The 26,362-nt window shown below is 72.4% G+C and carries 19 protein-coding genes; 3 read left to right on the top strand and 16 right to left on the bottom strand.

Translation table 11 applies throughout. The features are described from left to right. Positions 1-161 precede the first annotated feature (161 nt). From tmk to bldG, 7 genes are all read right to left on the bottom strand, one after another. Entirely contained in the window at positions 162-3,632 is a 3,471-nt protein-coding gene (tmk, locus tag AS857_RS25465) for a dTMP kinase (RefSeq protein WP_058045565.1), read from the bottom strand. 245 nt (positions 3,633-3,877) lie between these two features. Then, positions 3,878-6,751, bottom strand: coding sequence for a type I DNA topoisomerase (topA, locus tag AS857_RS25460; RefSeq protein ID WP_058045564.1), 2,874 nt, complete (start codon positions 6,749-6,751; stop codon positions 3,878-3,880). 721 nt (positions 6,752-7,472) lie between these two features. Continuing rightward, entirely contained in the window at positions 7,473-9,005 is a 1,533-nt protein-coding gene (locus AS857_RS25455; RefSeq protein ID WP_058045563.1) for a DUF7059 domain-containing protein, read from the bottom strand. Between the two features lie 211 nt (positions 9,006-9,216). Next, positions 9,217-9,789: a hypothetical protein gene (locus AS857_RS25450; protein WP_058045562.1), complete on the bottom strand. Its 573-nt coding sequence runs from the start codon at positions 9,787-9,789 to the stop codon at positions 9,217-9,219. Between the two features lie 272 nt (positions 9,790-10,061). Further along, positions 10,062-12,467: a sodium-translocating pyrophosphatase gene (locus AS857_RS25445; protein ID WP_058045561.1), complete on the bottom strand. Its 2,406-nt coding sequence runs from the start codon at positions 12,465-12,467 to the stop codon at positions 10,062-10,064. Between the two features lie 558 nt (positions 12,468-13,025). Beyond that, on the bottom strand, positions 13,026-13,478 hold the full coding sequence (locus AS857_RS25440) for an ATP-binding protein (RefSeq protein ID WP_058045560.1): 453 nt from the start codon (positions 13,476-13,478) through the stop codon (positions 13,026-13,028). Positions 13,479-13,594: 116 nt separating this feature from the next. Continuing rightward, positions 13,595-13,936, bottom strand: coding sequence for an anti-sigma factor antagonist BldG (gene bldG, locus AS857_RS25435; protein ID WP_030367299.1), 342 nt, complete (start codon positions 13,934-13,936; stop codon positions 13,595-13,597). 54 nt (positions 13,937-13,990) lie between these two features. Here bldG and AS857_RS25430 point away from each other — a divergent pair, with 54 nt between their 5' ends. Beyond that, positions 13,991-16,435 (top strand): DEAD/DEAH box helicase, encoded by a 2,445-nt coding sequence (locus tag AS857_RS25430; protein ID WP_079110619.1) that lies wholly within the window; start codon positions 13,991-13,993, stop codon positions 16,433-16,435. On the opposite strand, the gene AS857_RS25425 is transcribed toward AS857_RS25430, so the two are convergent. The 7 genes from AS857_RS25425 to ssd are packed head-to-tail and all read right to left on the bottom strand — an operon-like array spanning position 16,410 to position 21,504. Beyond that, the gene (locus AS857_RS25425; protein WP_420823965.1) at positions 16,410-16,778 is read right to left on the bottom strand and encodes an Rv3654c family TadE-like protein; all 369 of its coding nucleotides are present in this window, start codon (positions 16,776-16,778) and stop codon (positions 16,410-16,412) included. The two genes, AS857_RS25430 and AS857_RS25425, sit on opposite strands and share 26 nt — an antisense overlap. 7 nt (positions 16,779-16,785) lie before the next feature. Continuing rightward, entirely contained in the window at positions 16,786-17,157 is a 372-nt protein-coding gene (locus AS857_RS41635) for a TadE family type IV pilus minor pilin (RefSeq protein ID WP_245700495.1), read from the bottom strand. A 13-nt stretch (positions 17,158-17,170) separates the two neighbouring features. Continuing rightward, positions 17,171-17,515 carry a DUF4244 domain-containing protein gene (locus tag AS857_RS25415; RefSeq protein ID WP_245700493.1) on the bottom strand — a complete coding sequence of 115 codons (345 nt, stop codon included), beginning with the start codon at positions 17,513-17,515 and terminating at the stop codon, positions 17,171-17,173. A gap of 2 nt (positions 17,516-17,517) precedes the next feature. Continuing rightward, a complete protein-coding gene (locus AS857_RS25410; RefSeq protein ID WP_058047046.1) occupies positions 17,518-18,285 on the bottom strand; it encodes a type II secretion system F family protein in 768 nt (255 codons plus the stop codon). A 26-nt stretch (positions 18,286-18,311) separates the two neighbouring features. Then, positions 18,312-19,241 (bottom strand): type II secretion system F family protein, encoded by a 930-nt coding sequence (locus AS857_RS25405; protein ID WP_420823964.1) that lies wholly within the window; start codon positions 19,239-19,241, stop codon positions 18,312-18,314. Beyond that, positions 19,238-20,395 carry a TadA family conjugal transfer-associated ATPase gene (locus AS857_RS25400; RefSeq protein WP_058045556.1) on the bottom strand — a complete coding sequence of 386 codons (1,158 nt, stop codon included), beginning with the start codon at positions 20,393-20,395 and terminating at the stop codon, positions 19,238-19,240. Before AS857_RS25400 ends, AS857_RS25405 begins: the two co-directional genes overlap by 4 nt. Beyond that, positions 20,392-21,504 (bottom strand): septum site-determining protein Ssd, encoded by a 1,113-nt coding sequence (ssd, locus tag AS857_RS25395; protein ID WP_058045555.1) that lies wholly within the window; start codon positions 21,502-21,504, stop codon positions 20,392-20,394. Before ssd ends, AS857_RS25400 begins: the two co-directional genes overlap by 4 nt. 454 nt (positions 21,505-21,958) lie before the next feature. Between ssd and AS857_RS25390 the strand changes: the two genes are divergently transcribed. Then, entirely contained in the window at positions 21,959-22,810 is an 852-nt protein-coding gene (locus AS857_RS25390) for an HAD family hydrolase (RefSeq protein WP_058045554.1), read from the top strand. 308 nt (positions 22,811-23,118) lie between these two features. On the opposite strand, the gene AS857_RS25385 is transcribed toward AS857_RS25390, so the two are convergent. After that, positions 23,119-23,940 (bottom strand): Fic family protein, encoded by an 822-nt coding sequence (locus AS857_RS25385; RefSeq protein ID WP_058045553.1) that lies wholly within the window; start codon positions 23,938-23,940, stop codon positions 23,119-23,121. 101 nt (positions 23,941-24,041) lie between these two features. Here AS857_RS25385 and AS857_RS25380 point away from each other — a divergent pair, with 101 nt between their 5' ends. Continuing rightward, a complete protein-coding gene (locus AS857_RS25380; RefSeq protein ID WP_058045552.1) occupies positions 24,042-25,031 on the top strand; it encodes an ATP-binding protein in 990 nt (329 codons plus the stop codon). On the opposite strand, the gene AS857_RS25375 is transcribed toward AS857_RS25380, so the two are convergent. Then, positions 25,012-26,241, bottom strand: coding sequence for a polysaccharide deacetylase family protein (locus AS857_RS25375; protein ID WP_058045551.1), 1,230 nt, complete (start codon positions 26,239-26,241; stop codon positions 25,012-25,014). The genes AS857_RS25380 and AS857_RS25375 overlap by 20 nt on opposite strands. Positions 26,242-26,362 lie beyond the last annotated feature (121 nt).

The raw sequence follows: 26,362 nt of genomic DNA, 5'->3' as shown, positions 1-26,362 counted from the left end.
CCCCGGCAAGCGCACGCCGACGCCCACCGCCCGCCGCTTGGTCCCGCTGGGAGGCCACGCCCCTTGATCCCGCCGCAACGGCGATCAACCACGACGACGCAACCCGACGGTGCCGAGACCACCCCCGCCCCCGGCCGAACCTGCCGAGGCCCGGCAAGGGCTCAGCGGCGGCCGCCCCGCTCGTCGTCGTCGCGGCGGCCGCGATCGCGGCCACCCCGTCCCAGGAGCTCGTCCGCGAGCGTCGGCTCGTCGTCGCCGGAGTTCTCCTCCGCCCAGCCCGGACGGCGGCGGCCCCTGGCGGCGGCGTCCTCGTCCACCTGCGGCAGCTCTCGCGTCCGCTCGGTGTCCGAGCCCGCGCCCGCGCCCGCGCCCGCGTCCGTGCCTGCGCGCTCCTCCGGACGGAACAGCCAGTCCGGCACCCGGTCCGCCGGATCCTCGGTCCGCGGCTCGGGCCGTACCGGAGGCAGCACCTCCGTCACATCCATGTCGGCATCGGCATCGGCGTCGGCATCCGCAGCGCCGGCAACCGGCGGCTGCGGCAGCACAGCCGTCTCCTCCGACTCCCGCGACGGCGCGGGCGAAGACGCGGGCTCAGGCGCTGCCTGCTGCGACTCCACGCCCCACGTCACACGCTGCTGGTCCACGGGCCGTACGGGAACGGGCGGCAGCACCTCGGTGTCGTCGGACGCACCGGTTGCACTGGATGCACTGGATGCACTGGATGCGCCGGACACACCGGACGCCCGCGAGGCCCGCGGGTCGATGCGCGGCCGCTCCACCGTGGGCGTCGTGTCCGCCGTCAGGTGGGTGAAGTCCGTGTCGCGCGGGTCCGGCCGGTGGACGGACGGACTCTGAACGGCCGGCGACTGGACGACCTGCGTCTCGTCCGAGCTCCCCGGGGCCACGGCCTCCTTACGGAACGAGGGCCGCTCGACGGTCGGAGCCTCGGAAGCCGAAGCCGGAGCCGAATCGGCAGCCGAAGCCGCCGCGTCGAAGGAGCCCGGCGCAGTCGAAGCCGAAGCCGCAGTCGAAGCCGTCGCCGCAGCCTCCTCCGCCGCCACCCGCGCCCGCTCCGCCCGCAGCAGCGCCTCCTCCGCCTTGCGCTGCTTCTCCAGGCGCCGCTCCTCGGCCTCCGCGCGCAGCCGCGCCTCTTCCTCGGCCTGCTTGCGGAGCCGCTCCTGCTCGGCGGCGCGGGTGCGCTCCTCCGCCTCGCGGCGCTTGCGCTCCTCCTCCGCCTGGCGACGGGCTTCCTCGGCACGCTGCCGGGCTTCCTCGGCGAGGCGCGCCTCTTCGCGGATGCGGGCCTCCTCGGCCTCGCGCCGCTTGCGCTCTTCCTCCTCGGCGCGCAGCTTGGCGAGCTGCTCCTGGCGCTCGCGCTCCAGCCGCGCCTCCTCCGCCTTGCGCGCGGCCTCTTCCTCGGCCTTGCGCCGCGCCTCTTCCTCGGCGGCCTTGCGGGCCTGCTCGCGGGCTTCGATCTCGGCCGCGGAGAGCGGCAGGGCCTGGTCGAGGCGGTGGCGTACGACGGTGGTGATGTCCTCGGGCGCCTGCCCGGCGTCGACGACGAGGTAGCGCGAGGGGTCGGCGGCGGCCAAGGTCAGGAACCCGGTGCGGACGCGGTTGTGGAACTCCATGGGCTCGGATTCGAGCCGGTCGGGCGCCTCGGTGAAACGTTCTCGCGCGGTCTCGGGCGAGACGTCGAGCAGCACGGTCAGGTGGGGCACGAGACCGCCCGTGGCCCAGCGGTTGATGCGGGCGATCTCGGTCGGCGAGAGGTCGCGCCCGGCGCCCTGGTAGGCCACGGACGAGTCGATGTAGCGGTCGGAGATGACGATCGCGCCGCGCTGGAGGGCGGGCTGGACGACGGAGTCGACGTGCTCGGCGCGGTCGGCCGCGTAGAGCAGCGCCTCCGCGCGGTCGGACAGGCCGGCCGACGAGACGTCCAGCAGGATCGCGCGCAGCCGCTGCCCGATGGGCGTGGCGCCGGGCTCGCGGGTGACGACGACCTCGTGGCCCTTGGAGCGGATCCACTCGGCGATGGCCCGTACCTGGGTGGACTTGCCGGCGCCGTCGCCGCCCTCGAAGGCGAGGAAGAAGCCGGTCGTGGCGGGGACCTGCTCGGGGTCGCCGCCGCGCAGCACGTCCAGCAGGTCGCGGCGGAAGGGGACGCCGTGCCGGTCGTCGGTCTTGCCGAGCACGAGGGCGCCTACGGGCAGCAGCAGCGCACCGACGAGCATCAGCGTGAAGGCCGCCCCGCCGTGCGCGAAGACGAAGCTGCCGCGCTCCAGCCGGTGCGGCCCGATGGCGGCGGCGAGCAGCGGCGCGGCGACCGCGCCCAGCGCGGCCGTGACGCGCACGACGGCGTGCAGGTGATCGGTCGTACGGGGCCGGCGGGCCTCTTCCGTCTCCTGGTCGAGGAGGGCGTGGCCGGTGTTGGCGGCGATGCCCGCGCAGACGCCGGCGAGCAGCACGAGCAGGAGCACCGTCGTGGGGTCGGGCACGAGGCCCGCAGCGAGCAGCGCCAGGCCGGTCAGCGCGATGGACAGCGCGAGCAGGCGGCGCCGGGAGAAGCCGGGGAGCACCTTGACGGCGCTGCGGATGCCGATGACGGGGCCGCCTGCGAGGGCGAGCACGAGCAGCGCGAAGGCGACCGGCCCGCCGCCGAGGTCGACGGCCTGGAGGGCGGCCACGCCGACGGCGGCGGCGATGGCACCGGCGACGGCCGCGCAGGCCAGGACGAGCACCGGGATGGCGCCCGTACGACCCGTGTCCGGCGTCCGCCCGGCGTCCGGGCCCTGGGTGGTCCTGGGGCGGCGCAGGCCTTCCAGCGGGGAGCGCACGCGGGGCGACTTCGCGCCGGGCAGCGCCAGGAAGTAGAGGATGGCGGCCGAGGTGCCGAACAGCACGGCCGCGAGGAACGACCCGAGGGCCGCCTGGTGCTGGTGGAACCAGTCGATGCCGGCCCCGAGCAGATTGCCGATCAGCGTGGCGACGAGGAGCGCGGCGGCCGCGAGGGGCAGCGAGACGAAGCTCGTGCGCAGCGAGAGGCGCCGCAGCGCGTCGTAGTGATCGGGCAGCGGGCGCACCGCCGAGCCTTCGACGGGGGGCGCGGGCAGGAGCGCGGGGGCCGCACTGTCCTTGACGACCGTCCACACGCGCTCGGCGACACCGATCACGAAGGCCGAGATCAGCAGGAAGGCGAGCGCACGGCTGCCGGTCCAGTCGAGCCACAGGGGCGCGACGGCCAGCAGGCCGAACCGGACGCCGTCCGCGCCGATCATGGTCCACCGGCGGTCGAGGGGACCGGCCGGGGCGATGAGCGAGGAGAGCGGCCCGAGCAGGACCGCGCCGAAGAGGAGGGTCGCCAGCAGCCGGGCCGCGAGGACCGCGGCGACGGCGAAGGCCGCGCCCCGGTAGCCGCCTCCGAGGGAGCCCTCCGCGACGGCCGCCTGCAGCGAGAGCAGCAGGAGCACGAGGAGGGCGAGGGAGTCTCCGACACCGCCGGCGAACTGGGCGTTCCACAGCCGCCGCAGCGGGGGGAAGCGCAGCAGGGACCGGACGGCACGCTCGCGGGAGTCCGCGGCTAGGGCGCCGGAGGTGGGGGTCACCACGGTTGGCTGCTCGGCTCGCGTCATCCTGCCAGCCTATCCGGCCTGTCCGGGCTTCCGCGTTTCTGCCCGAACATGCGCCCGAACGAATGGATGGCCCACCGACGCTGACGGGCCTCGGCTCGACCCTCCCCCGGCGACTGCCGGAAGAGGGCGGGGACGGACACGAAGGAACACAGGCGAACGCAGAGGAACGCAGACAGACACGAACGAACGCGGACGGCCCGGGCAGACGCCGCGCCGGGGCAGCGTCCGCCCGCGCCGTCAGCCGGTCACTCGTCGGCGGCCTGAGCGGACGCAGCCACCTTCTTCGCGGCGGTCGTCTTCTTGGCGGCCGTCTTGGAGGCCGTCTTGGACGCCGTCGTCTTCTTCGCGGTCGTCGTCTTCTTCGCCGCGGTCTTCTTGGCGGCCGTCTTCTTGGCGGCGGTCTTCTTCGCCGGCGCCTTCTTCGCGACGGCCTTCTTGGCCGTCTTCTTCGCCGGGCCCTTGGCGCGCTTCTCCGCCAGGAGCTCGTAGCCGCGCTCCGGCGTGATCGTCTCGACGTCATCGTCACGGCGCAGCGTGGCGTTGGTCTCGCCGTCCGTCACGTACGGGCCGAAGCGGCCGTCCTTGACCACGACAGGGCGCTCGCTGACCGGGTCGGTGCCCAGCTCCTTCAGCGGCGGCTTGGCCGCGGCGCGCCCGCGCTGCTTGGGCTGGGCGTAGATGGCGAGGGCCTCGTCCAGCGTGATGCTGAAGAGCTGGTCCTCGGTCTCCAGCGACCGCGAGTCGGTGCCCTTCTTCAGATACGGGCCGTAGCGGCCGTTCTGCGCGGTGATCTCGACGCCCTCGGCGTCGGTGCCCACCACGCGCGGCAGCGACATCAGCCGCAGCGCGTCGTCCAGGGTGACCGTGTCCAGGGACATGGACTTGAAGAGCGAGGCGGTGCGCGGCTTGACCGCGTTCTTGCCGGTCTTCGGGGTGCCCTCGGGGAGGATCTCGGTGACGTAGGGGCCGTAGCGACCGTCCTTGGCGACGATCTGGTGACCGGTGCCGGGGTCGGTGCCGAGCTCGAAGTCCCCGCTGGGCTTGGCGAGCAGTTCCTCGGCGTACTCGACGGTCAGCTCGTCGGGCGCGAGGTCCTCGGGGACGTCGGCCCGCTGGTGGCCCTCGGCGTCCTTCTCGCCGCGCTCGACGTACGGGCCGTAGCGGCCGACGCGCAGCACGATGTCGTTACCGACGGGGAAGGAGGACACCTCGCGGGCGTCGATCGCACCGAGGTCGGTGACGAGCTCCTTGAGGCCGCCGAGGTGGTCGCCGTCGCCGTTGCCGGCCTCGGCGGCGCCGCCCGCGGCGCCCTCGGTGCCCTCGCCGAAGTAGAACCGGCGCAGCCACGGCACGGCCTGGGCCTCGCCGCGGGCGATGCGGTCGAGGTCCTCCTCCATGGAGGCGGTGAAGTCGTAGTCGACGAGCCGGCCGAAGTGCTTCTCCAGCAGGTTGACGACGGCGAAGCTCAGGAAGGACGGGACGAGCGCCGTGCCCTTCTTGAAGACGTAGCCGCGGTCGAGGATGGTGCCGATGATCGACGCGTAGGTCGACGGGCGGCCGATCTCCCGCTCCTCCAGCTCCTTGACCAGCGAGGCCTCGGTGTAGCGGGCGGGGGGCTTGGTGGCGTGGCCGTCGGCCGTGATCTCCTCGGCCGCCAGCGGGTCGCCCTCGGTGACCTGCGGGAGGCGGCGCTCGCGGTCGTCGAGCTCGGCGTTCGGGTCGTCCGCGCCCTCCACGTAGGCCTTCATGAAGCCGTGGAAGGTGATGGTCTTGCCGGAGGCGGTGAACTCGGCCTCCCGGCCGTCGCTCGCCCGGCCGCCGATCCTGACGGTGACCGAGTTGCCGGTCGCGTCCTTCATCTGGGAGGCGACGGTCCGCTTCCAGATCAGCTCGTAGAGGCGGAACTGGTCGCCGGTCAGACCGGTCTCGGCGGGCGTGCGGAAACGATCACCCGAAGGCCGGATCGCCTCGTGCGCCTCCTGGGCGTTCTTGACCTTGCCGGCGTACGTGCGCGGCTTCTCCGGCAGGTAGTCGGCGCCGTAGAGCTGGGTGACCTGCGCACGGGCCGCGTTCACGGCGGTGTCGGACAGCGTCGTGGAGTCCGTACGCATATAGGTGATGAAGCCGTTCTCGTACAGCTTCTGGGCCACCTGCATGGTCGCCTTCGCGCCGAAGCCCAGCTTGCGCGAGGCCTCCTGCTGCAGCGTCGTCGTACGGAACGGGGCGTACGGCGAGCGGCGGTACGGCTTGGACTCGACCGAGCGCACCGAGAACGAGGTGTCGGCGAGGGCGGCGGCCAGCGCGCGGGCGTTGGCCTCGTCCAGGTGGAGCACCTGGGCGGCGTCCTTCAGCCGGCCGTTCGAGCCGAAGTCGCGGCCCTGGGCCACACGCCGGCCGTCGACCGAGGCCAGGCGGGCGGTGAGGGTCGCGGGGTCGCTGTTGTCACCGGAGCGGCCGGTGCCGAAGGTGCCCGTGAGGTCCCAGTACTCGGCGGAGCGGAAGGCGATGCGCTCGCGCTCCCGCTCGACGACGAGGCGGGTGGCGACGGACTGCACGCGGCCGGCCGACAGCCGCGGCATGACCTTCTTCCACAGGACCGGCGAGACCTCGTAGCCGTAGAGGCGGTCGAGGATGCGGCGGGTCTCCTGGGCGTCGACGAGCTTCTTGTTCAGCTCGCGCGGGCTGGCGACGGCGGCCTGGATCGCGTCCTTGGTGATCTCGTGGAAGACCATGCGGCGGACGGGGACCTTGGGCTTGAGGACTTCCTGCAGGTGCCACGCGATGGCCTCGCCCTCGCGGTCCTCATCGGTGGCGAGGAAGAGCTCGTCGGACTCGGCCAGCAGCTCCTTGAGCTTCTTGACCTGGTCCTTCTTGTCGTGGTTCACGACGTAGATCGGCTGGAAGTCCTTCTCGACGTTGACGCCGAGGCGGGCCCAGGACTCGCCCTTGTACTTCGCCGGGACCTCGGCGGCCCCGTTCGGCAGGTCACGGATGTGCCCGACGCTCGCCTCGACGACGTATCCGGGGCCGAGGTAGCCCTTGATCGTCTTCGCCTTGGCAGGCGACTCGACGATGACGAGTCGGCGGCCGCCCTTTGCGGTCTCGCTGGTCGGGGACAACTTCGCTCTTCTTCCGGTCGGCACTCGGTGTGGGCGCTGCGGTGACGCTGCGGAGTGTGACGGTACATCCCGCCCCCGTGTCAAACGGAAAAAGCCCGCAACGCCACTCGAACGGTAACCCGATGTACGTTCTAACCAGCACGGTATCCAACATCACACTCTTAGGGTCGTAATGAAGGCTACGTCCACTCCGCCCCCGATGCCGCGCTTCACAGGGCCCTGGCCAAGGGTGTGACGGCGGAGAGGCGGACGGCGGGCCGCGCGCCGCAAGGGCGCGGGCTTGGACCCGAAAGAGTCACGGAAGCCCTGGACGATCCTTGACATGGCCCTGCCCGAGGCGTCGGACGCATATGCGTCCGGACGGACCACGGGCAACAGGTTGTCCTGAAAACGATGTCCAGAATTGCGGTCCGCAAACACGGACGGGGCGTGGGGCCCGTCACGTGGCCCACGGTGCACCGGCCGTCTGCGGGCATTGCCAGTGGCGGGCGCGAGACAACGGCATCGGCGATCTCTACGCGATCGCCTTCGGCCCCGGCAGAGGTCTGCCTTTACGCCTTCGGCGGCCGAAGAAGCATTTCTGTTGGACGGTTCCCGGCCACGGCGGTGGACGGTTCCCGGCCACGGCGCCCGACGTCGCACCGCGACCGGAAGCCGTGACCGGAAGCCGTGACCGAAAACACGCCCTGATCAGACGGCAGCCACTACGGGGCCGGGGCCGCTACTGCCGCTCCGCCACGGGCGTCAGGAAGCCCTGCTCGACGAGCGTCCTGATCGACTCCGGGGTCCGGTCCCGCAGCAGCACCGGGTCCTCGCCGATCAGCTGGGCGATGGCGTCGAGAATCCGCCCCGCGCTCAGGGAGCCGTCGCACACGCCCGCGAAGCCCGCGCCGACGGTGTCCACCTTGGTGGCCCGCCGCATGCCGCGGTTCTGGCGGAGCACCACGTGCTCGGGGTCCTCCGCGCCCGGCAGGCCGACCTGCTCCTGCACGACCTCGTCGGCCAGGGCGAAGCGGGCGGCGAGCAGCCCGGCGTCGTCGTGCGTGCGCAGGAAGTCCTGCCGGTCGAAGTGGGCGCGGACGGCCGGGCCGAGCGGCTGCTCGACCGGGTGCGGCCATTCCTCGGCGACGACGGACGGCCGGTCGGCACCCGACTTGCGCAGCGTGATCCAGCCAAATCCGATGCCCTTGGTCTTGCGGGCCTCGAACTCCTCCAGCCAGGCGTCGTAGCGGGCCGCGTACTCCTCCGGGCCGGCGCGGTGGTCGCCCGCGTCACGCAGCCACAGCTCGGCGTACTGGGCGACGTCCTGCACCTCGCGCTGGACGATCCAGGCGTCGCAGCCGCGCGGCACCCAGGAGGAGAGCCGCTCGCGCCAGTCCTCGCCCTCGACGTGCTGCCAGTTGGCGAGCAGCTGGCAGTAGCCGCCGTCGTTGAGCCGGTCGGCCGACTGCTGGACGAGGGTGCGGCACAGGTCGTCGCCGCCCATGCCGCCGTCGCGGTAGGTCAGGCGGGCGCCCGGCGAGATGACGAACGGCGGGTTGGAGACGATCAGGTCGAAGGTGTCCTGGGCGACCGGCTCGAAGAGCGAACCCTCGCGCAGGTCGGCCTCGGCGGCGCCGGAGAGCTCCAGGGTGAGCCGCGTGATGTGCAGGGCGCGCGGGTTGAGGTCCGTCGCGGTCACACGCGTGGCGTGCTGGCTCGCGTGCAGCGCCTGGATGCCGGAGCCCGTGCCCAGGTCGAGGGCGCTCGCGACGGGCGTGCGGACGGTGAGCCCGGCGAGGGTGGTCGAGGCGCCGCCGACGCCGAGGACCAGCTGCGAGCGGTCGACTCCCGAGGGGCCGGCCCCGCCCCCGGCGATGCCGCCGGCGCCGCCGACCGCGCAGCCGAGGTCGGAGACGATCCACCAGTCCTGCCCGTCCGGGCCGCCGTACGGGCGCACGTCCACGGTGGCGCGCACCGAGTCCCCGTCGCGGACGAGCCAGCCCCCGGCGAGGCAGTCGTCGACGGGCAGCGCGGCCGCGGCCCGCGCGTACGGGGCCGGGCGCTGCAGCAGGAAGAGCCGGACGAGCGTCTCCAGCGGGCTGTCGCCGCGCGTGGCCCGCAGGGCGGGCACGGTCTCGCTGCGGGCGAGCGCGGCGTAGGCGGGGGCGCCCAGCAGGTCGAGGAGGCCGTCGGCGGTGAAGGCGGCGGCGAGCAGGGCGTCGCGCAGCCGGGAGGTGCGCGCGCGGTCGGCGGCGGGAAGGAGCGTACTCACGGGACCATTGTCGGGGGCGGCACCGGCAAACGACGAAAGCGGCGGGGTGCGGCGTCGCGTCCGTGGGGACGCGACGCCGCAGCACGCCGTTCACCCGGCCGGTTCTCCGGGCTCGGATCGCCGGGCTCGGGATCGCCGGGGCCGTTCTCCGGGGCCGTTGCCGGGGCCCAGTCTTCCGGGGCCCCGGTTCTCCAGTATCCGGTTCTCCGGGTCAGCTCTTCGCAGGCGACGGGGAGAGCGAGTTCTTCTGGCAGCCCGGCTGCTTGGCCATGGCCTTGCCGACGTCGCCCGACTGCAGCTTCTTGAGCGCCTCGGAGCTCTGGCCGCTGAGCTTGGCGACGTCCCCGCCGATGCCCCTCAGCCCCTCGCCGAACTTGGTCTTGTCACCGGTGTCGAGGGCGTCACTCCGCTTCTTCAGGTTCGCGTACGCCGTGGAGAGGTCGTTGAGCGCCTTGACCGCGTTCTTCTGGCTGGTCTCGCCGTCCTTGACGGGCGGCGCGCCCGCGTCCTGCACCGCGTTGGCGAGCGCCTTGTACGCGTCGACGCTGACCTGGAAGGCCGCGGAGTCGGTCTGCTGGACCTTCTTGGAGTCCTCCTCGGTCTGGACGCTCGCGATCGACTGGTTCGCGTCCAGAATCTTCTTCACCTGGGGCTGCATCTGGTCGCAGACCTTCATGGCCCAGGCGTCCAGCTTCTTGTTGCCCTCGTCGTCGCTGCCGCAGCCGGTCAGCGCCAGCAGGAGCGCCGTACCGCCGGACAGTACGGCCGCAAGCTTCTTGTTCACCGGATCGGTCCCTTCGATGGCTCTCGGCCCGGAACTTACACGTCCGAGCGGGACCGCCCAGGAGGCGGGCTTCCCGTATGCCCTCTTTTAAAGCCATTTGCACCAAGCGCAGCGTGGCATTCACCGCACAGGGGAGGAGAGGGGGAACCGCACACGGGTGGACGACGTGCCCTGCACGCCGCCCACCCGGCCGCCCGAAGTGCCGGAGCGTCAGTTCGTTACGACACCACCACTCCTTACGACACCACCACTCCTTACGACGCCACCGCTCCTTACGACGCCACCGCCGGATCGGCGGGCTTCGCCGTCCGCTCGGCGTTGCCGTCGTCGTCCACCGCGACCCCGCGCCGCTTGGAGACGTACACCGCGCCGACGATGACGACGATCGCCAGCACCGCGATCCCGATCCGCAGGCCCTTGTTGGCGTCGACGCCGTAGGAGAACTTGACCACCGCAGGGGCGATCAGCAGCGCCACCAGGTTCATCACCTTCAGCAGCGGGTTGATGGCCGGCCCTGCGGTGTCCTTGAACGGGTCGCCGACCGTGTCGCCGATGACCGTCGCCGCGTGCGCCTCGCTGCCCTTTCCGCCGTGGTGGCCGTCCTCCACCAGCTTCTTGGCGTTGTCCCAGGCGCCACCGGAGTTGGCGAGGAAGACGGCCATCAGGGTGCCGGTGCCGATGGCCCCCGCCAGGTACGAGCCGAGCGCTCCGACGCCGAGCGAGAACCCGACGGCTATGGGCGCCATCACGGCCAGCAGGCCGGGCGTGGCGAGTTCGCGCAGCGCGTCCTTGGTGCAGATGTCCACCACGCGGCCGTACTCCGGCTTCTCGCTGTAGTCCATGATCCCGGGGTGCTCGCGGAACTGCCGCCGCACCTCGTAGACCACGGCGCCCGCCGACCGCGACACGGCGTTGATCGCCAGTCCGGAGAAGAGGAAGACTACGGCGGCGCCGAGGATGAGCCCGACGAGGTTGTTGGGCTGCGAGATGTCCAGACTCAGGCCCATCTCCCCGGACTTCGCGTGCACGTCCTTCACCGCGGTGGCGATGGCGTCGCGGTACGAGCCAAAGAGCGCCGACGCGGCCAGCACGGCCGTGGCGATGGCTATGCCCTTCGTGATGGCCTTGGTGGTGTTGCCGACCGCGTCGAGGTCGGTGAGCACCTGCGCGCCGGCGCCCTCGACGTCGCCGGACATCTCGGCGATGCCCTGGGCGTTGTCGGAGACCGGGCCGAAGGTGTCCATGGCGACGATGACGCCCACGGTGGTCAGCAGGCCGGTGCCGGCGAGCGCGACGGCGAACAGGGCCAGCATGATGGACGTGCCGCCGAGCAGGAACGCCCCGTAGACGCCCAGCCCGATGAGCACGGCCGAGTAGACGGCGGACTCCAGGCCGATGGAGATGCCGGCGAGGACGACCGTCGCCGGTCCGGTCAGGGACGTCTTGCCGATGTCCCGCACGGGCCGCCGGCTGGTCTCCGTGAAGTACCCCGTGAGCTGCTGGATGAGCGCGGCGAGGACGATGCCGATGGCCACCGCCACGAGCGCGAGCACCCTCGGGTCGCCCGCGTGGCCGCGGATCGCCTCGTCCCCGATGCCCTTCAGATCGGCGTAGCTGGAGGGGAGGTACGCGAACACCGCAACGGCCACCAGGACGAGCGAGATGACGGCCGAAATGAAGAACCCGCGGTTGATCGCGGTCATCCCGCTGCGGTCGGCGCGGCGCGGCGCGACCGCGAAGATGCCGATCATCGCCGTGAGCACGCCGATCGCGGGGACGAGCAGGGGGAAGGCGAGCCCCGCGTCGCCGAAGGCGGCCTTGCCGAGGATCAGCGCGGCGACCAGCGTCACGGCGTACGACTCGAAGAGGTCGGCGGCCATGCCCGCGCAGTCGCCGACGTTGTCCCCCACGTTGTCCGCGATGGTGGCGGCGTTGCGCGGGTCGTCCTCGGGGATGCCCTGTTCGACCTTGCCGACGAGGTCGGCGCCGACGTCGGCCGCCTTGGTGAAGATGCCGCCGCCGACCCTCATGAACATCGCCAGCAGGGCCGCGCCGAAGCCGAAGCCCTCCAGCACCTTGGGCGCGTCGGCCGCGTACACGAGCACCACGCAGGAGGCTCCCAGCAGGCCGAGCCCCACGGTGCACATCCCGACGACGCCACCCGTCCGGAACGCGATCTTCATGGCCTTGTGGGAAACGGCCGTCAGGTCCTTCTCGGGCTCGCCCGGCGCCGGAGTGGCCTCGCGGGCCGCCGCGGCGACCCGGACATTGCTGCGCACAGCGAGCCACATGCCGATATAGCCGGTCGCCGCCGAGAAGAGCGCTCCGATCAGGAAGAAGACCGAACGCCCGATGCGCTGCGACCAGTTGTCGGCCGGCAGGAGCATCAGGAGGAAGAACACCGCCACGGCGAATACGCCGAGGGTGCGCAACTGCCGTGCGAGATAGGCGTTCGCGCCTTCCTGCACCGCCGCCGCGATCCTTCTCATGTTGTCGGTTCCCTCGCCCGCCGCGAGGACCTGCCGCACCAGGGCGACGGCGACCACGAGCGCCGCGAGTGCGACGGCCGCGATCACGATCACCATGGTGCGGTTGCCCTGGGTGAGTTCGGCCGCGAGATTCCGAGTGAAGTCGAGCTGTTGAAAGTCCACCTGTCGAGGTGTGAAGGGCCCCGCCATTCGTCCTCCCTGACGTTTGGCACATGGGCGCGCAGCTGATCCGCGATCGCGAAAGGGAGATCACGGAACAGCGGCCACGCTCAGGCGTCCTGAGCTCAAGATGGACGGATTGTAGGGAGCATGGCGAGATCAAAACAGAGCGCGGCAAATGGAATTGGCCTGTGCAAGTGAAGATCGAGTGAATGATCCGCCGCATAAACGATCGCGGACGGAGATCCGGAACGGCCATCGATGACGATCAATGGCGATCAGCGGTGATCGGGGAAAGGGGGACGACGCGAGATCCATTCCGGAAGATCGTCGGGATCACCGGAATCACGCGGAAGATCAATGGGCCCGGAAGGAACGATCCATGGGGGCTGCGGCGATCGTCGGCCGCGAGACGCCGCCGGATGCAGGGGGCGGCAAAAAGATCGCAGAAATATGGCTGCTCGGTGCACAGGAAGCCGGTGAATCCTGCGGCGGTCGTCCAGCAGGCGTCATCGGAACGGCCGCACAGGGCAGCCGGGAGTTACGGCCGTCCGAGGAGGGCCGGCTACGGCGATACGCCCGGACGGGCTACGGCGCCACGGCCGCGGGAGCGATCGGCCAGCTCATCCGGATCAGGCCGCCGCGCTCGTCCGCCGTCACCTCGACGTCGTCGACCAAGCCGCTGATGACCGCCAGGCCCATGTCGTCCTCGCTGTCGGCAGCGCTCTCCTCGGGGCCGCCGCCGGCGCGCTCCGAGCCGTTCGCGGCAGCGAGCGCCTCCGGTGCGGGGCCGGGGGCGTCGTCCCCGACCTCGATGGAGAACTTCTTCTCGTCCTCGATCAGCGTCACCCGGACGGGGGTGGTCACCTCATTACTGATGTGCAGCCCCACCGCGCGCGAGCACGCCTCGCCCACGGCGAGCCGGACCTCGTCCAGCACGGCCTCGTCCACGCCGGCACGGCGCGCCACCGCGGCTGCCACCAGCCGGGCGGTCCGGACATGCTCGGGAAGGGCACTGAAGAGCAGTTCGACGGTGGCCATGCCATCCCCCTCGGTCGTACGTGCCCTCTCCCCCTCATCCGGAAAAGGGCGGACTCACGAGGGGGCCGGACCCGCGAGCCCGGGTGCCCCCCGCGTGACAGTCTTCCCCGGCGACCTCAGTCGGTCGCCTGCACCGCATCCTCGACCGAGGTGTGGATGGGGAACACCTTGGTGAGGCCGGTGATACGGAAAATCTTGAGAATGCGCTCCTGGTTGCAGACCAGGCGCAGCGAGCCCTCATGGGCCCGCACCCGCTTCAGCCCGCCGACCAGGACGCCGAGCCCGGTGGAGTCGAGGAAGTCGACGCCCTCCATGTCCACGACGAGGTGATAGCTGCCGTCGTTGACAAGCTCGACCAGCTGCTCACGCAGCTTGGGCGCGGTGTACACATCAATCTCGCCACCGACCCGGACAACCGTACGGTCGCCTACGGTCTCGGTCGACAGGGACAGGTCCACGGATCCTCCAGCACCTTGCATCGAGCGGTCGCCCCCCATGGATCGGCAGCCGCGATGGCATTCAATCACTTACCGGCAGGCGCGCACGACGCCTTGACGCCATTGTCCGTCACGCCAGTGACACACTCGGTGCCGATGGCCAACGATCAACTCCCGCCGGAGGCGGGCGTACATCCCTCTCCCCGGACAGTCCTCGACCGACTGACCGCCGGGGCGGACAGGGCTGCACGCATCACTCATACGGAGCACTTGCCCCCGCGTCCCGGACGTCATGCCCCCTGGCCTGAGAAGATCCGGCCGGAAGTGGTGGAGGCCGTCCGGGCGGCCGGCATCGAGCGGCCGTGGGCCCATCAGGCGCTCACCGCAGAGCACGCACTGCGCGGCGAATCGGTGGTCGTGGCCACCGGAACCGCCTCCGGGAAGTCCCTCGCGTACCTGGCACCGGTCCTCAGCGCCCTGCTGGACGGCTCCGAGGCCCCGAACGGCCGCGGGGCGACCGCGCTGTACCTCGCCCCCACCAAGGCCCTCGCCGCCGATCAGCGGCGCGCCGTGAAGGCCCTCGCCGAGCCCCTGGGCAAGGGCGTGCGGCCCGCCGTCTACGACGGGGACACTCCCGTCGAGGAGCGGGAGTGGGTGCGTCAGTACGCCAATTACGCGCTCACCAACCCCGACATGCTCCACCGCTCGATCCTGCCCGCCCACCCCAAGTGGTCCTCCTTCCTGCGTGCCCTGCGCTACGTCGTCATCGACGAGTGCCACACCTACCGGGGCGTCTTCGGCTCGCACGTCGCCCAGGTGCTGCGCCGGCTCCGGCGTGTCTGCGCCCGCTACGGGGCCGATCCGGTCTTCCTCCTCGCCTCGGCCACCTCCTCCGATCCGGCCACCGCCGCCGGCCGGCTGACGGGCGTTCCGGTGGTGGAGATCACCGAGGACGCCTCCCCGCGCGGCGAGCTGGTCTTCGCCCTCTGGGAGCCGCCCCTCACCGAGCTCCACGGCGAGCGAGGGGCCCCCGTGCGCCGCACCGCCACCGCCGAGAGCGCCGACCTCCTCACCGACCTCGTGGTCCAGGGCGTCCGCACGGTCGCCTTCGTACGGTCACGGCGTGGCGCCGAGCTCGTCGCCCTGATCGCCCAGGAGCGCCTGGCGGCCGTAAACCGTTCCCTGCCCGGGCGTGTCGCCGCCTACCGCGGCGGCTATCTCCCCGAGGAGCGCCGCGCCATCGAGCGCGCCCTGCACAGCGGCGAGCTGCTGGGCCTGTCCGCGACGACCGCCCTGGAGCTCGGCGTCGACGTCGCCGGCCTCGACGCCGTCCTCCTGACGGGCTATCCGGGCACGCGGGCCTCCCTGTGGCAGCAGGCCGGCCGCGCGGGCCGTACGGGCCGGGGAGCCCTCGCCGTGCTGGTCGCCCGCGACGACCCCCTGGACACCTATCTCGTCCACCACCCCGAGGCGCTCTTCCGGCAGCCCGTGGAATCCACCGTCCTCGATCCCGACAACCCCTACGTCCTCGCCCCCCATCTGTGCGCCGCGGCCGCCGAGCTGCCGCTCACCGAGGCCGACCTGTCCCTGTTCGGACCCGAGACGCCGGGCCTGCTCGCCCAGCTCGAGGCGCGCAAGCTGCTCCGCCGCCGCGGGGCCGCCTGGCACTGGACCCGGCGCGAGCGCGCCGCCGACCTCACCGACATCCGGGGCGGCGGGGGCCGCCCCGTCCAGGTCGTGGAGGAGGGCACCGGGCGGCTGCTGGGCACCGTGGACGCGGGCGCCGCCCACGCCTCCGTCCACGAGGGCGCGGTCCACCTCCACCAGGGCCGCACCTACCTCGTCCGCCGCCTCGACCTGGAGGACTCCGTCGCCCTCGTCGAGCAGGCCGACCCGCCGTACTCGACGACGGCCCGCGACACGACGGCCGTCTCCATCCTGGAGACCAGCGCCGAGATCCCCTGGGGGGAGGCGCGGCTGTGCTTCGGCTCGGTCGAGGTGACCAACCAGGTCGTCTCCTTCCTCCGCCGCCGGCTCATCACCGGCGAGGTCCTCGGCGAGTCCAAGCTGGACCTGCCGCCGCGTACGCTGCGCACCCGCGCCGTGTGGTGGACCGTCACCGAGGACCAGCTCGACGAGGCCCGGATCGCCCCCGAGGCCCTCGGAGGCGCCCTGCACGCCGCGGAACACGCCTCCATCGGCATGCTCCCCCTCTTCGCCACCTGCGACCGCTGGGACATCGGCGGCGTCTCCGTCCCCCTGCACCCCGACACGCTCCTGCCGACCGTCTTCGTCTACGACGGCCACCCCGGCGGCGCGGGCTTCGCCGAGAGGGCCTTCCACACCGCCGCGGGCTGGCTCACCGCCACGCGCGAGGCGATCGCCGCCTGCGAGTGCGACACCGGCTGCCCCTCCTGCGTCCAGTCCCCCAAGTGCGGCAACGGCAACGACCCTCTCGACAAACGGGCCGCCATACGCCTCCTGGCCCGGCTCCTCAGGGACGCTCCGAAGGACGGGTGAGCCACACGGACGCAACGGGCCCGATCCCCGCGGCCTCCGCGGGCCCCGCCCGCGACCGCACCCGGACGGCGTACGGCCCCACCCTCGCCTCGGCCGTGACCTCGGCGATCTCGCCGCTCACGGCGCAGCGCACCGCTCTCGCCCCCTGAGCGGCGGCCACCCGCCGGGCGAGACCGCACGCGGTCTCCTGCCCGTCGAGGGCGTGGTCGGCAGCTGCCAGCGCCGACAGGTCCGCCGCGCCTCCGGCGCGATGGCGGGCCACCACGGCCTGCCCCATGGCCAGCAGCGCCGCGAACACTGCACAGAGCGCGGCGGCCGCGACCGCCACCCACACCGTCGCCACGCCCCGGTCACCGCACCGTCTCCTCCGCAAGGGCCACCGCCTCTCCGCCCAGCCTGAGAGCCAGCGGACCGGCCGCCCTGGCCTCGACCCGCACCCGTACGAGATCGCCCTCGCGCATGACGGCGATACGGGAGCCCGGCGGCGCGGCGGACCGCGCCGACGCGACCGCGACGCCCACAGGATCGGACCGGGCCGCCGCCCGGGCCCCCGCTCGGGCGGCATCCACGCACTGGATCTGCGCGCCGGCCGCCATCAGCCCCCAGATCAGGGCCGCACCGAACAGGATCAGGGCCGGGAGCGCCATCGCGGCCTCAGCGGTCACATAGCCACCGTCAGCGCCCTTGCTGCGCAACCGACTGGACGCTGCATCAGCTGTCATGCCCGACGTCCCGTCAGAATGGCGCATTGAGCGCCCTCCCGATGAGCCCCTGCAGCGCCGCGCTGACCGCGCCGCTCGTGACCACCTTGTAGAGCACCGCGGCGAGCGCACAGGCGGCCACGGTGCCGACGGCGTACTCGGCGGTCGACATCCCCGCATCGGCACCGGCAAGGGCCCACGGACGGCCGTTCGGCCAGGCCGCCGGCCACAGCCGCGGCCGGGCCGATGCCCGCCGCCGTCCGCTCCGGGCGCCCTGCCGCGACCGCGGCGCCTCCCGCCAGACTCTGCGCCCCGGCATCCCTCGCAGGACCATCGCCTTCTCCCCCGTCCGTACGGCCACGACCTTCACTCCACTCACCGTCAATGTCCTTTCGTCAGACCGCTCGCCAGCCCGATCACCACGGGCACCACTCCGACCGTCAGGAACGCGGGCAGGAAGCACAGCCCGAGAGGGGCCGTCGCCAGGACGCCCGCGCGCCGGGCCCGTATGCCGGCCGCCCTGCCGCGCTGGGCCCTCAAATGGCCCGCGAGCCGGGACATGGGCTCCACCGCGGGCACTCCCGTCGCCTGGGCCCGCTCCAGGCAGCGGGCGAGCCCTCGGGCCCCGGGGAGGCCGCCCAGCCGGCTCCAGGCCGTGGCCGGGTCGCCGCCGAGCCGGACCTCCGCCGCGGCGCGGGCGAGCCGTTCGCCCACCGGGCCGCCCAGCGACACGCCGACCGCTTCGGCGGCCTCCCTCGGCCCCGCCCCCGCGGCCAGGCACGCCGCCATGAGGTCGGCGGCCAGCGGAAGTTGCCGCTCGACCTCTTCGACCGGGAGCCCGTCCGGCCCGTCGGCCCGCTTCCGGCGCCGCAGCCACCGCCACATGCCGTACGCGGCGGCGAGTCCCCCTGCGCAGCCGGCGGCTCCCCCGAGGAGGATGACCCCTGCGGCTCCGGCCCCGGCCGCGAGCAGCCCGTCCCGGATCCCCGGCAGCCGACCGGTCAGGGCACGCAGTCGCTGCCCCTTCGCAGCCGTTGCCGATGCCCCGCCGAACAGCGCGGCGATCCGGCGGCGTACCGTCCGCCTCCTGCGCACACGGACCGCCGCCACCACTGCACCCAGGGCGGCGATTCCCGGAAGAATCATCATCCACAGGCTGTGGATAACATTTCCCCTCACGACACCTTCCCCTCCGCCGGGCCGGGCCCACCGGCCCCTCCCCGCTCCCCCGCCGCCGCCCGTACGATCCGCCCGGTCCAGGCGATGCCGGCGGCCTCCAAGAGCCCGCCGAGGAGCAGACAGCCCAGCCCGGCCGGGGTGTGCAACAGCACCCGCAGCGGCGCCGCTCCCAGCGCACTGCCCATCAGCAGGGCAAGCACGGGCAGCAGGGCCAGCATCACCGCGGTGGACCGCGCGCCCGCCAACTGCGACCGCAGTTCCTCCCTTTGATCCCGCTCGGCGCTCAGGGCCGCCGAGACCCGTTCGAGCCCGGCGGCGAGCCCCGCACCGCCGTCGACGGCGACGCGCCAACAGGCGGCCACACCGTGCAGCCCCTCGGCCCCGGGGCAGGCGGCCACGGCCCTCAGGGCCCCCGGAACGTCCCCGCCGAACCTCGCCGCCGCCGAGACCGCCGTCCATTGCGGCCCCAAGTCCCCCGCGGGCACACCGGCCAGCGCCTGGCCGGGCTGCCGGCCGGCTCGCAGTTCGCCCGCGACGGTCCCGCACAGCTCGATCACGGCCGCTTCCCGCCGCTCCCTCTCGCGCTGCTCCTTGCGGACGGCCAGCCATCTGCGCACGAGCGGCACGGCCACCAGCGCCGCCAGCAGCGGCAGCACCGACCTGCCCAGCAGAGCCACGGCACCCCCGAGCGGGAGGCACGCCAACTCCCTCCGGGCCCGCGCCCAGCGCCGCAGGCGGGTGCCCCACTCGCCCACCAGGGCAGGCGGCCAGGGTGCAGGAGGTACGAGCGACCCGCCGCCTGCGAACATCAGCCGGGCGCGGCGCAACTCCCTCCCGGAAGCGCCCGGCGGCCAGGCCATAAACAGAGCGCTCAGCGCGGCAACACCCGCGAGCGTGGCCGGCGGCATCGTCCCGGCGGCCGTCACGGCGTCACTCCGCCCCGCTCGCACAGCTCCGCCAACCGGGCCCAGCCTCGCGCCTCCTGAAAGCCGGTGGCCCCCCATACGGCTGCGGGCACCGTGGTGACGAACCCGGCGCCGTCCCGCTCGAGCACATGCACCTCGGCGACGCGCCGACGGCCGCTCCGGTCCCGCACCAGGTGGATCACGACCGACAGCCCGGCCGCCAATTGGCTGTGCAGCGCGGCACGGTCGAGCCCGGCGGTGGAGCCGAGCGCCTCCAGCCGGGCGGGCACGTCCGCCGCGGCGTTCGCATGAACCGTGCCGCAGCCGCCCTCATGGCCCGTATTGAGCGCGGCCAGCAGGTCCGTGACCTCCGGTCCGCGGACCTCGCCCACCACCAGCCGGTCCGGCCTCATCCGCAGGGCCTGCCTCACCAGATCCCGCAAGGTGACCAGACCCATGCCCTCCTGGTTCGCCGGACGGGTCTCCAGCCGGACGACGTGCGGGTGATCCGGGCGCAGTTCGGCGGAGTCCTCTGCGAGGACGATCCGCTCGTCCGCCGCCACCAGCCCCAGCAAGGTGGTCAGCAACGTCGTCTTGCCGGAGCCCGTCCCGCCGCTGACGATGAACGACAGCCGCGCCTCCAGCACCGCCCGCAGCAGCCGGTCCCCGCCCGGTGGCACGGTCCCCGCGGCCGTCAGGTCCGCCAGGGTGAAGGCGCGGGGCCTGACGACACGCAACGACAGGCAGGTCGAGCCGACGGCGATCGGCGGCAGCACCGCATGCAGCCGGGTCCCGTCGGGAAGCCGCGCGTCTACCCAGGGCCGGGCGTCGTCCAGCCGGCGGCCCGCGATCGCGGCGAGCCGCTGGGCGAGCCTGCGCACCGCTGCCGCATCCGGGAAGGTCACGTCCGTGCGCTCCAGGCCGACGCCGCGGTCGACCCAGACCTCGTCGGGCGCCGTGACCAGGACGTCGGTGACGTCGGGCTCGGCGAGCAGCCGCTCGAGCGGGCCGGCGCCGATCAGTTCGGAGCGCAGCCGGGCCGCGACGCCGAGGATCTCGGCGTCCCCCAGCAGCCGCCCCTCCTGGCGCAGGGCCTCGGCGACCCTGGCGGGCGTGGGGTCGGCGCCGCTCTCGGCCAGCCGCAGCCGTACGGCGTCCAGCAGTCCGGTGCTCATGCCGACGCCCCCTGGGCGGCCTCGAAGCAGGCCCAGAAGTCGGTGCAGAACCGGGCCAGCGGGCCGCGCTCGCCGCCCGGGGGTCTGCCTGCCGCGAGCGCTGCCTGCAGGCCCGTCTCCGGGGGGAGATCGCCTGCGAGGGGCAGGCCGAGGAGGCGGGCGATCTCCTCTCCGTCGAGCCCGGAGACGCGCGGGCCGCGGACGACCACCCGCAGATCGCCGAGGACGGCGCCGACGGTGGCGGCGACGCGGTGCGCCGCGGCCACGGCCCGCAGCTCGGCAGGCACCACCAACAAGCCCGCATCCAGCTGCCCGAGGGCTTCGAGGGCCGCTTCGTCCAGCCTGCGCGGCAGATCGACGACGACCGCACCGCCACGGCGGCGCGCGGCGGCCAGCACGGCCTTCATCGCATCGGGCGGCACGGCCGTACACGGACTCCGGTCCCAGCTGAGCAGGCGCAGCGAGTGGAGCTCGGGCAGCGCCTCCTCCAGGGCGTGACACGCCACCCGGCCCCGGGAGTCGGCGAAGGCGGGCCAGCGCAGCCCTTCGGCCCTCTCGCCCCCGAGCAGGACGTCGAGGCCACCGCCCAGGGGGTCGCCGTCGATGAGCATGGTGCGCCGCCCGGCGCCGGCCGCACCGACGGCGAGCGCGCACGCGAGCGTGCTCGCCCCCGCACCACCCCGCCCGCCGATCACCCCGACGGTGAGGGCGGGCCGCCCGGCCACCTCGACGGCATCGGCGATCCGCTCCACGAGCCGGCTCTCGCAGCCGGGCAGCAGCGCCACATCCCGGGCGCCGATCTCCATGGCCAGCCGCCACACCCCGGCGTCGCCGCGGTCCCGGCCGACGAGCAGCACCGCCTCCCCGTGCGCCGCGAGGCGGGATCCGCGCAGCCGGCGGGCGCAGTCCTCGCCGACCAGGATCAGCGGCGGGTCCTGCCCCGCACCTCGGCGCGCCGGCGCCCCGTGCGCCACTTCGGGCACTGCTCCGGCCGCCGCGCACAGGCGCAACAGGTCGTCGAGCAGCTCCTCGTCCTCGGCGATGATCAGTGGTCCGCGCCGCCTCCTGCCGGCGGCGGGCGGCCAATCGGATGCGCTGGATCCGGCCACGGCGTCCTCCCCGTCTCACTGCGCGCTCTCGCATCCGCGGACATCGCGGAAGAGCGCGGGGGAATCACCGTGCAGGGAACTGGAAAATAATGTGGATCTTGGTCAAAAACTGTGGACAACTCAACCGCTGTGAATATCCCGGTCACCTATACCGGTGACTTCCGGAGAGCAGCCCGCCGATTACGCTGCGTAGCGTGTATGAAGGGAGGGAGGCAGTCGCCGAGCGGGCGGCGCGGGAGGGAGGAATGCCGGGTGGGGTCCTGCAAAAAGCATCCGGACATGCGACGACCCCCGCCGGGGGGGAGAGCGGGGGTCGTCCCCACGGCCGACTCGGGGGGGGAGGAGTCGGACCGGGTTAGACACGGTCGCGAACGATCCGTGACTTCCATGGTGTACCCGAGAGCCTTCTCAGGCAAACCCACACGCCTCAGCTTACGCCGAATGGAGGGCGCCTATGCTCGGCACCGTGGAAAACCACTCGTTGCCCCGGACAGCCGCGTTCTTTGATCTGGACAAGACGGTCATTGCGAAGTCGAGCACGCTCACCTTCAGCAAGTCGTTCTACCAAGGTGGCTTGATCAACCGGCGTGCCGTGCTGCGCACCGCGTACGCACAGTTCGTCTTCCTCGCCGGCGGAGCCGACCACGATCAGATGGAGCGGATGCGCGAGTATCTCTCGGCGCTCTGCAGGGGCTGGAATGTCCAGCAGGTCCGCGAGATCGTCGCCGAGACCCTGCACGAACTCATCGACCCGATCATTTACGACGAAGCCGCCTCCCTCATCGAAGCACACCACACCGCCGGGCGCGACGTGGTGATTGTCAGCACCTCGGGCGCCGAGGTCGTCGAGCCCATCGGCGAACTCCTGGGCGCCGACCGCGTGGTCGCCACCCGCATGGTCGTCGAGAACGGCGCCTTCACCGGCGAAGTGGAGTACTACGCCTACGGCCCCACCAAGGCCGAGGCCGTCAAGGAGCTTGCGGAATCCGAGGGATACGACCTGTCCCGCTGCTACGCCTACAGCGACTCGATCACCGACATCCCGATGCTCGAGACCGTCGGCCACCCGCACGCGGTCAACCCCGACCGGGCGCTGCGCCGCGAGGCCGCGGCCCGCGACTGGCCGGTTCTCACCTTCAACCGCCCGGTGCGGCTGAAGCAACGGGTGCCCGCACTGTCGATGCCCTCGCGCCCCGCCCTCGTCGCCGCGGCGGCAGTCGGCGCCGCCGCAGCCACGGCGGGGCTCGTCTGGCTGGCCGGCAGGCGCCGCGAACCAGGTGTCCGCATTGCCCAGATTCAGCATTAAATACAAAGATCTGCGGCTCAGCCTTCCACTTCGGCAGCGACAGGAGTAGAAAGGACTTAACGGCCCGCGAGACCAGGGACATCCGGGAGGACGCCCTTCACGCACCAAGGCCCCACGGACCGAAGCATGAACGTCGGGCACCCACGCGACGCCGACCCGTCGATTACGGGCCAGCCGCACCAGGTGACGGGCGAAGTTCCCGACCTGATGGGCAAATATCGTGCACGCATGGTAACCCGGCGAACATGCCAGCGGCGGTACCGGAATTGACCGGTACCGCCGCAACCCTGTCCGGCGCCTTCCGCCGCTCAGGCGGCCCCGCGCTGGAGCGCCTCGCACACCGCCGTGCTCTCCCGTACACCGAGCTCGACCGCGCGGCCGCAGTGCGCGATCCATGCCCCGACACCCTCCGGCGTCCCGGAGGCATAGCCGTCGAGCGCCGTCATATACGCCTCCGCGCCGAGCTCGGCGTGGCCCACCTCGGCCGGGCAGATCGACTTGGGGTCAAGGCCACTGCCCACCAGCACGATCCGCTCGGCCGTCCGCGCCACGAGCCCGTTGCACGAGCCGAAGGGGCGCAGGGCGAGCAGTTCGCCGTGCACGACGGCCGCCGTCACCAGCGCGGGCGCCTCGGTCCCCGCGATGAGCAGCCCCGCCAGGCCTTCGAGCCGCCCGGCCACCTCCGACGCGCTGGGCACCGCCAGCCGGACCAGCGGCTCCTCGACCGGCTCACCGGCCAGCCGGGGCCGGCCCACGGTCTCGTCCGGTCGGGTCCCGCCCGCGGCCACCAGGTGCAGCCTGGCCAGCACCCGCAGCGGGGACTGCCGCCACACGCTCAGCAGCTGCCCGGCCTCGGCGGTCAGCCGGAGGGCCGCGCCCACGGTCCGCGCCTCGCCCTCGACGCCGAAGTCGGTGCGGCGGCGCACCTCTTCGAGCGCCCAGTCGGCGCCGGACAGCGCGGCCGAGCCGCGCGCGCCGCGCAGCGCGGCCTCGGAGGTGATCTCGTTGCTGCGGCGGCGCATCACCCGGTGCCCGTAGACGCGGTCCACGGCTTTGCGCACGGAGTCCACGGAGTCGGCCACTCCGGGGAGCGAGGCCAGGGTGGCGAGCGGATCGGCAGTCGTACTCATGCGTAAGACAGTACGCACTTCGGGTCTACACCCCTCGAACGAGTGGTCTTCTTCACGCGCAGCTCTCACTCCGTGCACCCTCACACCTACGCTTGGTGAACATGAAGATCGCTTTCGTAGGGAAGGGCGGCAGCGGCAAGACCACGCTGTCCTCGCTGTTCATCCGCCACCTCGCCGCTGACCGCGCCCCCGTCGTCGCGGTGGACGCCGACATCAACCAGCACCTCGGCGCGGCGCTCGGGCTGGACGAGGAGGAGACCTCCGCACTGCCCGCGATGGGCGCTCAGCTGCCCCTGATCAAGAACTACCTGCGCGGCAGCAATCCGCGCATCACCTCCGCCGAGACCATGATCAAGACGACTCCTCCCGGCGAGGGCTCGCGCCTGCTGCGGATCGGCGAGGACAACCCGGTCTACGACGCGTGCGCCCGGCCCGTCGAGCTCGACGGCGGCGCCGTGCGGCTGATGGTGACGGGGCCCTTCACCGAATCCGACCTCGGGGTCGCCTGCTACCACTCCAAGGTCGGGGCGGTCGAGCTGTGCCTGAACCACCTGGTGGACGGTCCCGGCGAGTACGTCGTGGTCGACATGACGGCCGGGAGCGACTCCTTCGCCTCGGGCATGTTCACCCGCTTCGACATGACGTTCCTGGTCGCGGAGCCCACCCGCAAGGGCGTGTCCGTCTACCGGCAGTACAAGGAGTACGCGCGCGACTTCGGCGTCTGCCTGAAGGTCGTGGGCAACAAGGTGCAGGGCCCGGACGACGTCGACTTCCTGCGCGAGGAGGTGGGCGAGGACCTGCTGGTGACCTTCGGCCACTCCGGCTGGGTGCGGGCGATGGAGAAGGGCCGGCCGCCCCGCTTCGGACTGCTCGAAGAGCACAACCACCAGGCGCTGCGGACCCTGCGCGAGACGGCGGACGGCTCGTACGGACTGCGGGACTGGCAGCGCTACACCCGCCAGATGGTGCACTTCCACCTGAAGAACGCGGAGAGCTGGGGCAACGCGAAGACGGGCGCCGACCTGGCGGCTCAGGTCGACCCCGCCTTCGTCCTGGACGAGCGCTGGGCGACTAGCCCGCAGCCCGCCTGACGCGCTGGGCGGCGGGGAAGCGCTCCCAGCCGCCCTTGGGCGCCTTGCCCACGTCGAGTTTGCGCAGTTCCGCAAGGAGTCTGCTGTCCTGCGCATCGAGCCAGTCGGCCAGTTGCTTGAAGGACACGCAGCGCACCTCCTCCTTCGTGCAGACGGTCTTGATGGTGCTCTCGACCGCTCGCATATAGGTGCCGCCGTTCCAGGACTCGAAGTGGTCGCCGATGAAGAACGGCGCCCTGTTGCCGCGGTAGGCGCGGTGGAATCCCGCGAGCAGGCCGTCGCGCATCTGCTTGCCCCAGGCTCGGTGCAGGGAACGGTCGCCGCGGGTCGTCCCGGACTGGTTGGCAAGGAAGTTGTAGTCCATCGAGAGGGTCTCGAAGCCCCGTCCGGGGACCGGGATGTCCTGCAGCGGGAAGTCCCAGAGACCCTCGATCTTGTGCGGCCAGACCTGACGGCCGCCCACGGAGCTCGCGTCGTAGCGGAAGCCCATGGTCCTGGCGGCCTTGACGAGGTTGCGCTGGCCTTCGAGGCACGGGGCGCGGCCGCCGACGAGTTCCTTGGTGTAGTCGAACGGCAGCGGCTCCTCCTCCTTCAGCCCGGCGTTGGTCTTCCAGCGGCGGACGAGGGAGCGCGCCTGCCGGATCTCACTCCCCCACTCCTTGGGCGACCAGGTGCCGACGCCCCGGTCGTGCCCGCAGAAGTGCCCGTTGAAGTGCGTGCCGATCTCGTTGCCGTCCAGCCATGCGCCGCGGAGCTGTTCGACGGTGTCCTTGACGCCCTTGACGGTGTTGAAGCCGATGTCCGAGGCTCCGGCGCGGTGTCTTGGCGGTTTGTAGACCCGTCGTTTCCCTGCGGGGAGCATGTACACGCCGCTGAGGAAGTACGTCATCGTGGCGTGGTACTTCTGGCCGACCCGGCGGAAGTGCGAGAACAGGTGCTGCACGTCCTCGCCGGCGCCGTCCCAGGAGAAGACGACGAACTGCGGCGGCCTGTGACCGGGCTGCAGACGGTCGGGGGCGGGCTGTCCGGGCTGGGGGCCCGTGTCCGCGGTGGAGCCGTCACCGATGAGGCGGACGGGGCGTCCGGCGGTCTCCGGGTCCACCGAGCCACGCAGTTCCCCGGGCTCCGCATCGCCCGAGCAGCCGGCCGAACCCGTCGCCAGGGCGATGGCCGTGAGAGCTCCCAGCGCCACTTTCCATCCAGCAGCCATCAGCCACCTCTGCCTTCATGCTGCCCGATTCGGCACCTCAACGTCGCACGTGGGGAGCCAACACGCGGGAATGACAAGCAGATGAAATGACGAATTCACTCGATAGATGGAACCGCGCCTT

The sequence above is a fragment of the Streptomyces roseifaciens genome (assembly GCF_001445655.1).
Classification (GTDB): domain Bacteria; phylum Actinomycetota; class Actinomycetes; order Streptomycetales; family Streptomycetaceae; genus Streptomyces; species Streptomyces aureoversilis.
Note: the sequence above shows the minus strand (reverse complement) of the source record. Positions and strands in the feature narration are given on the sequence as shown.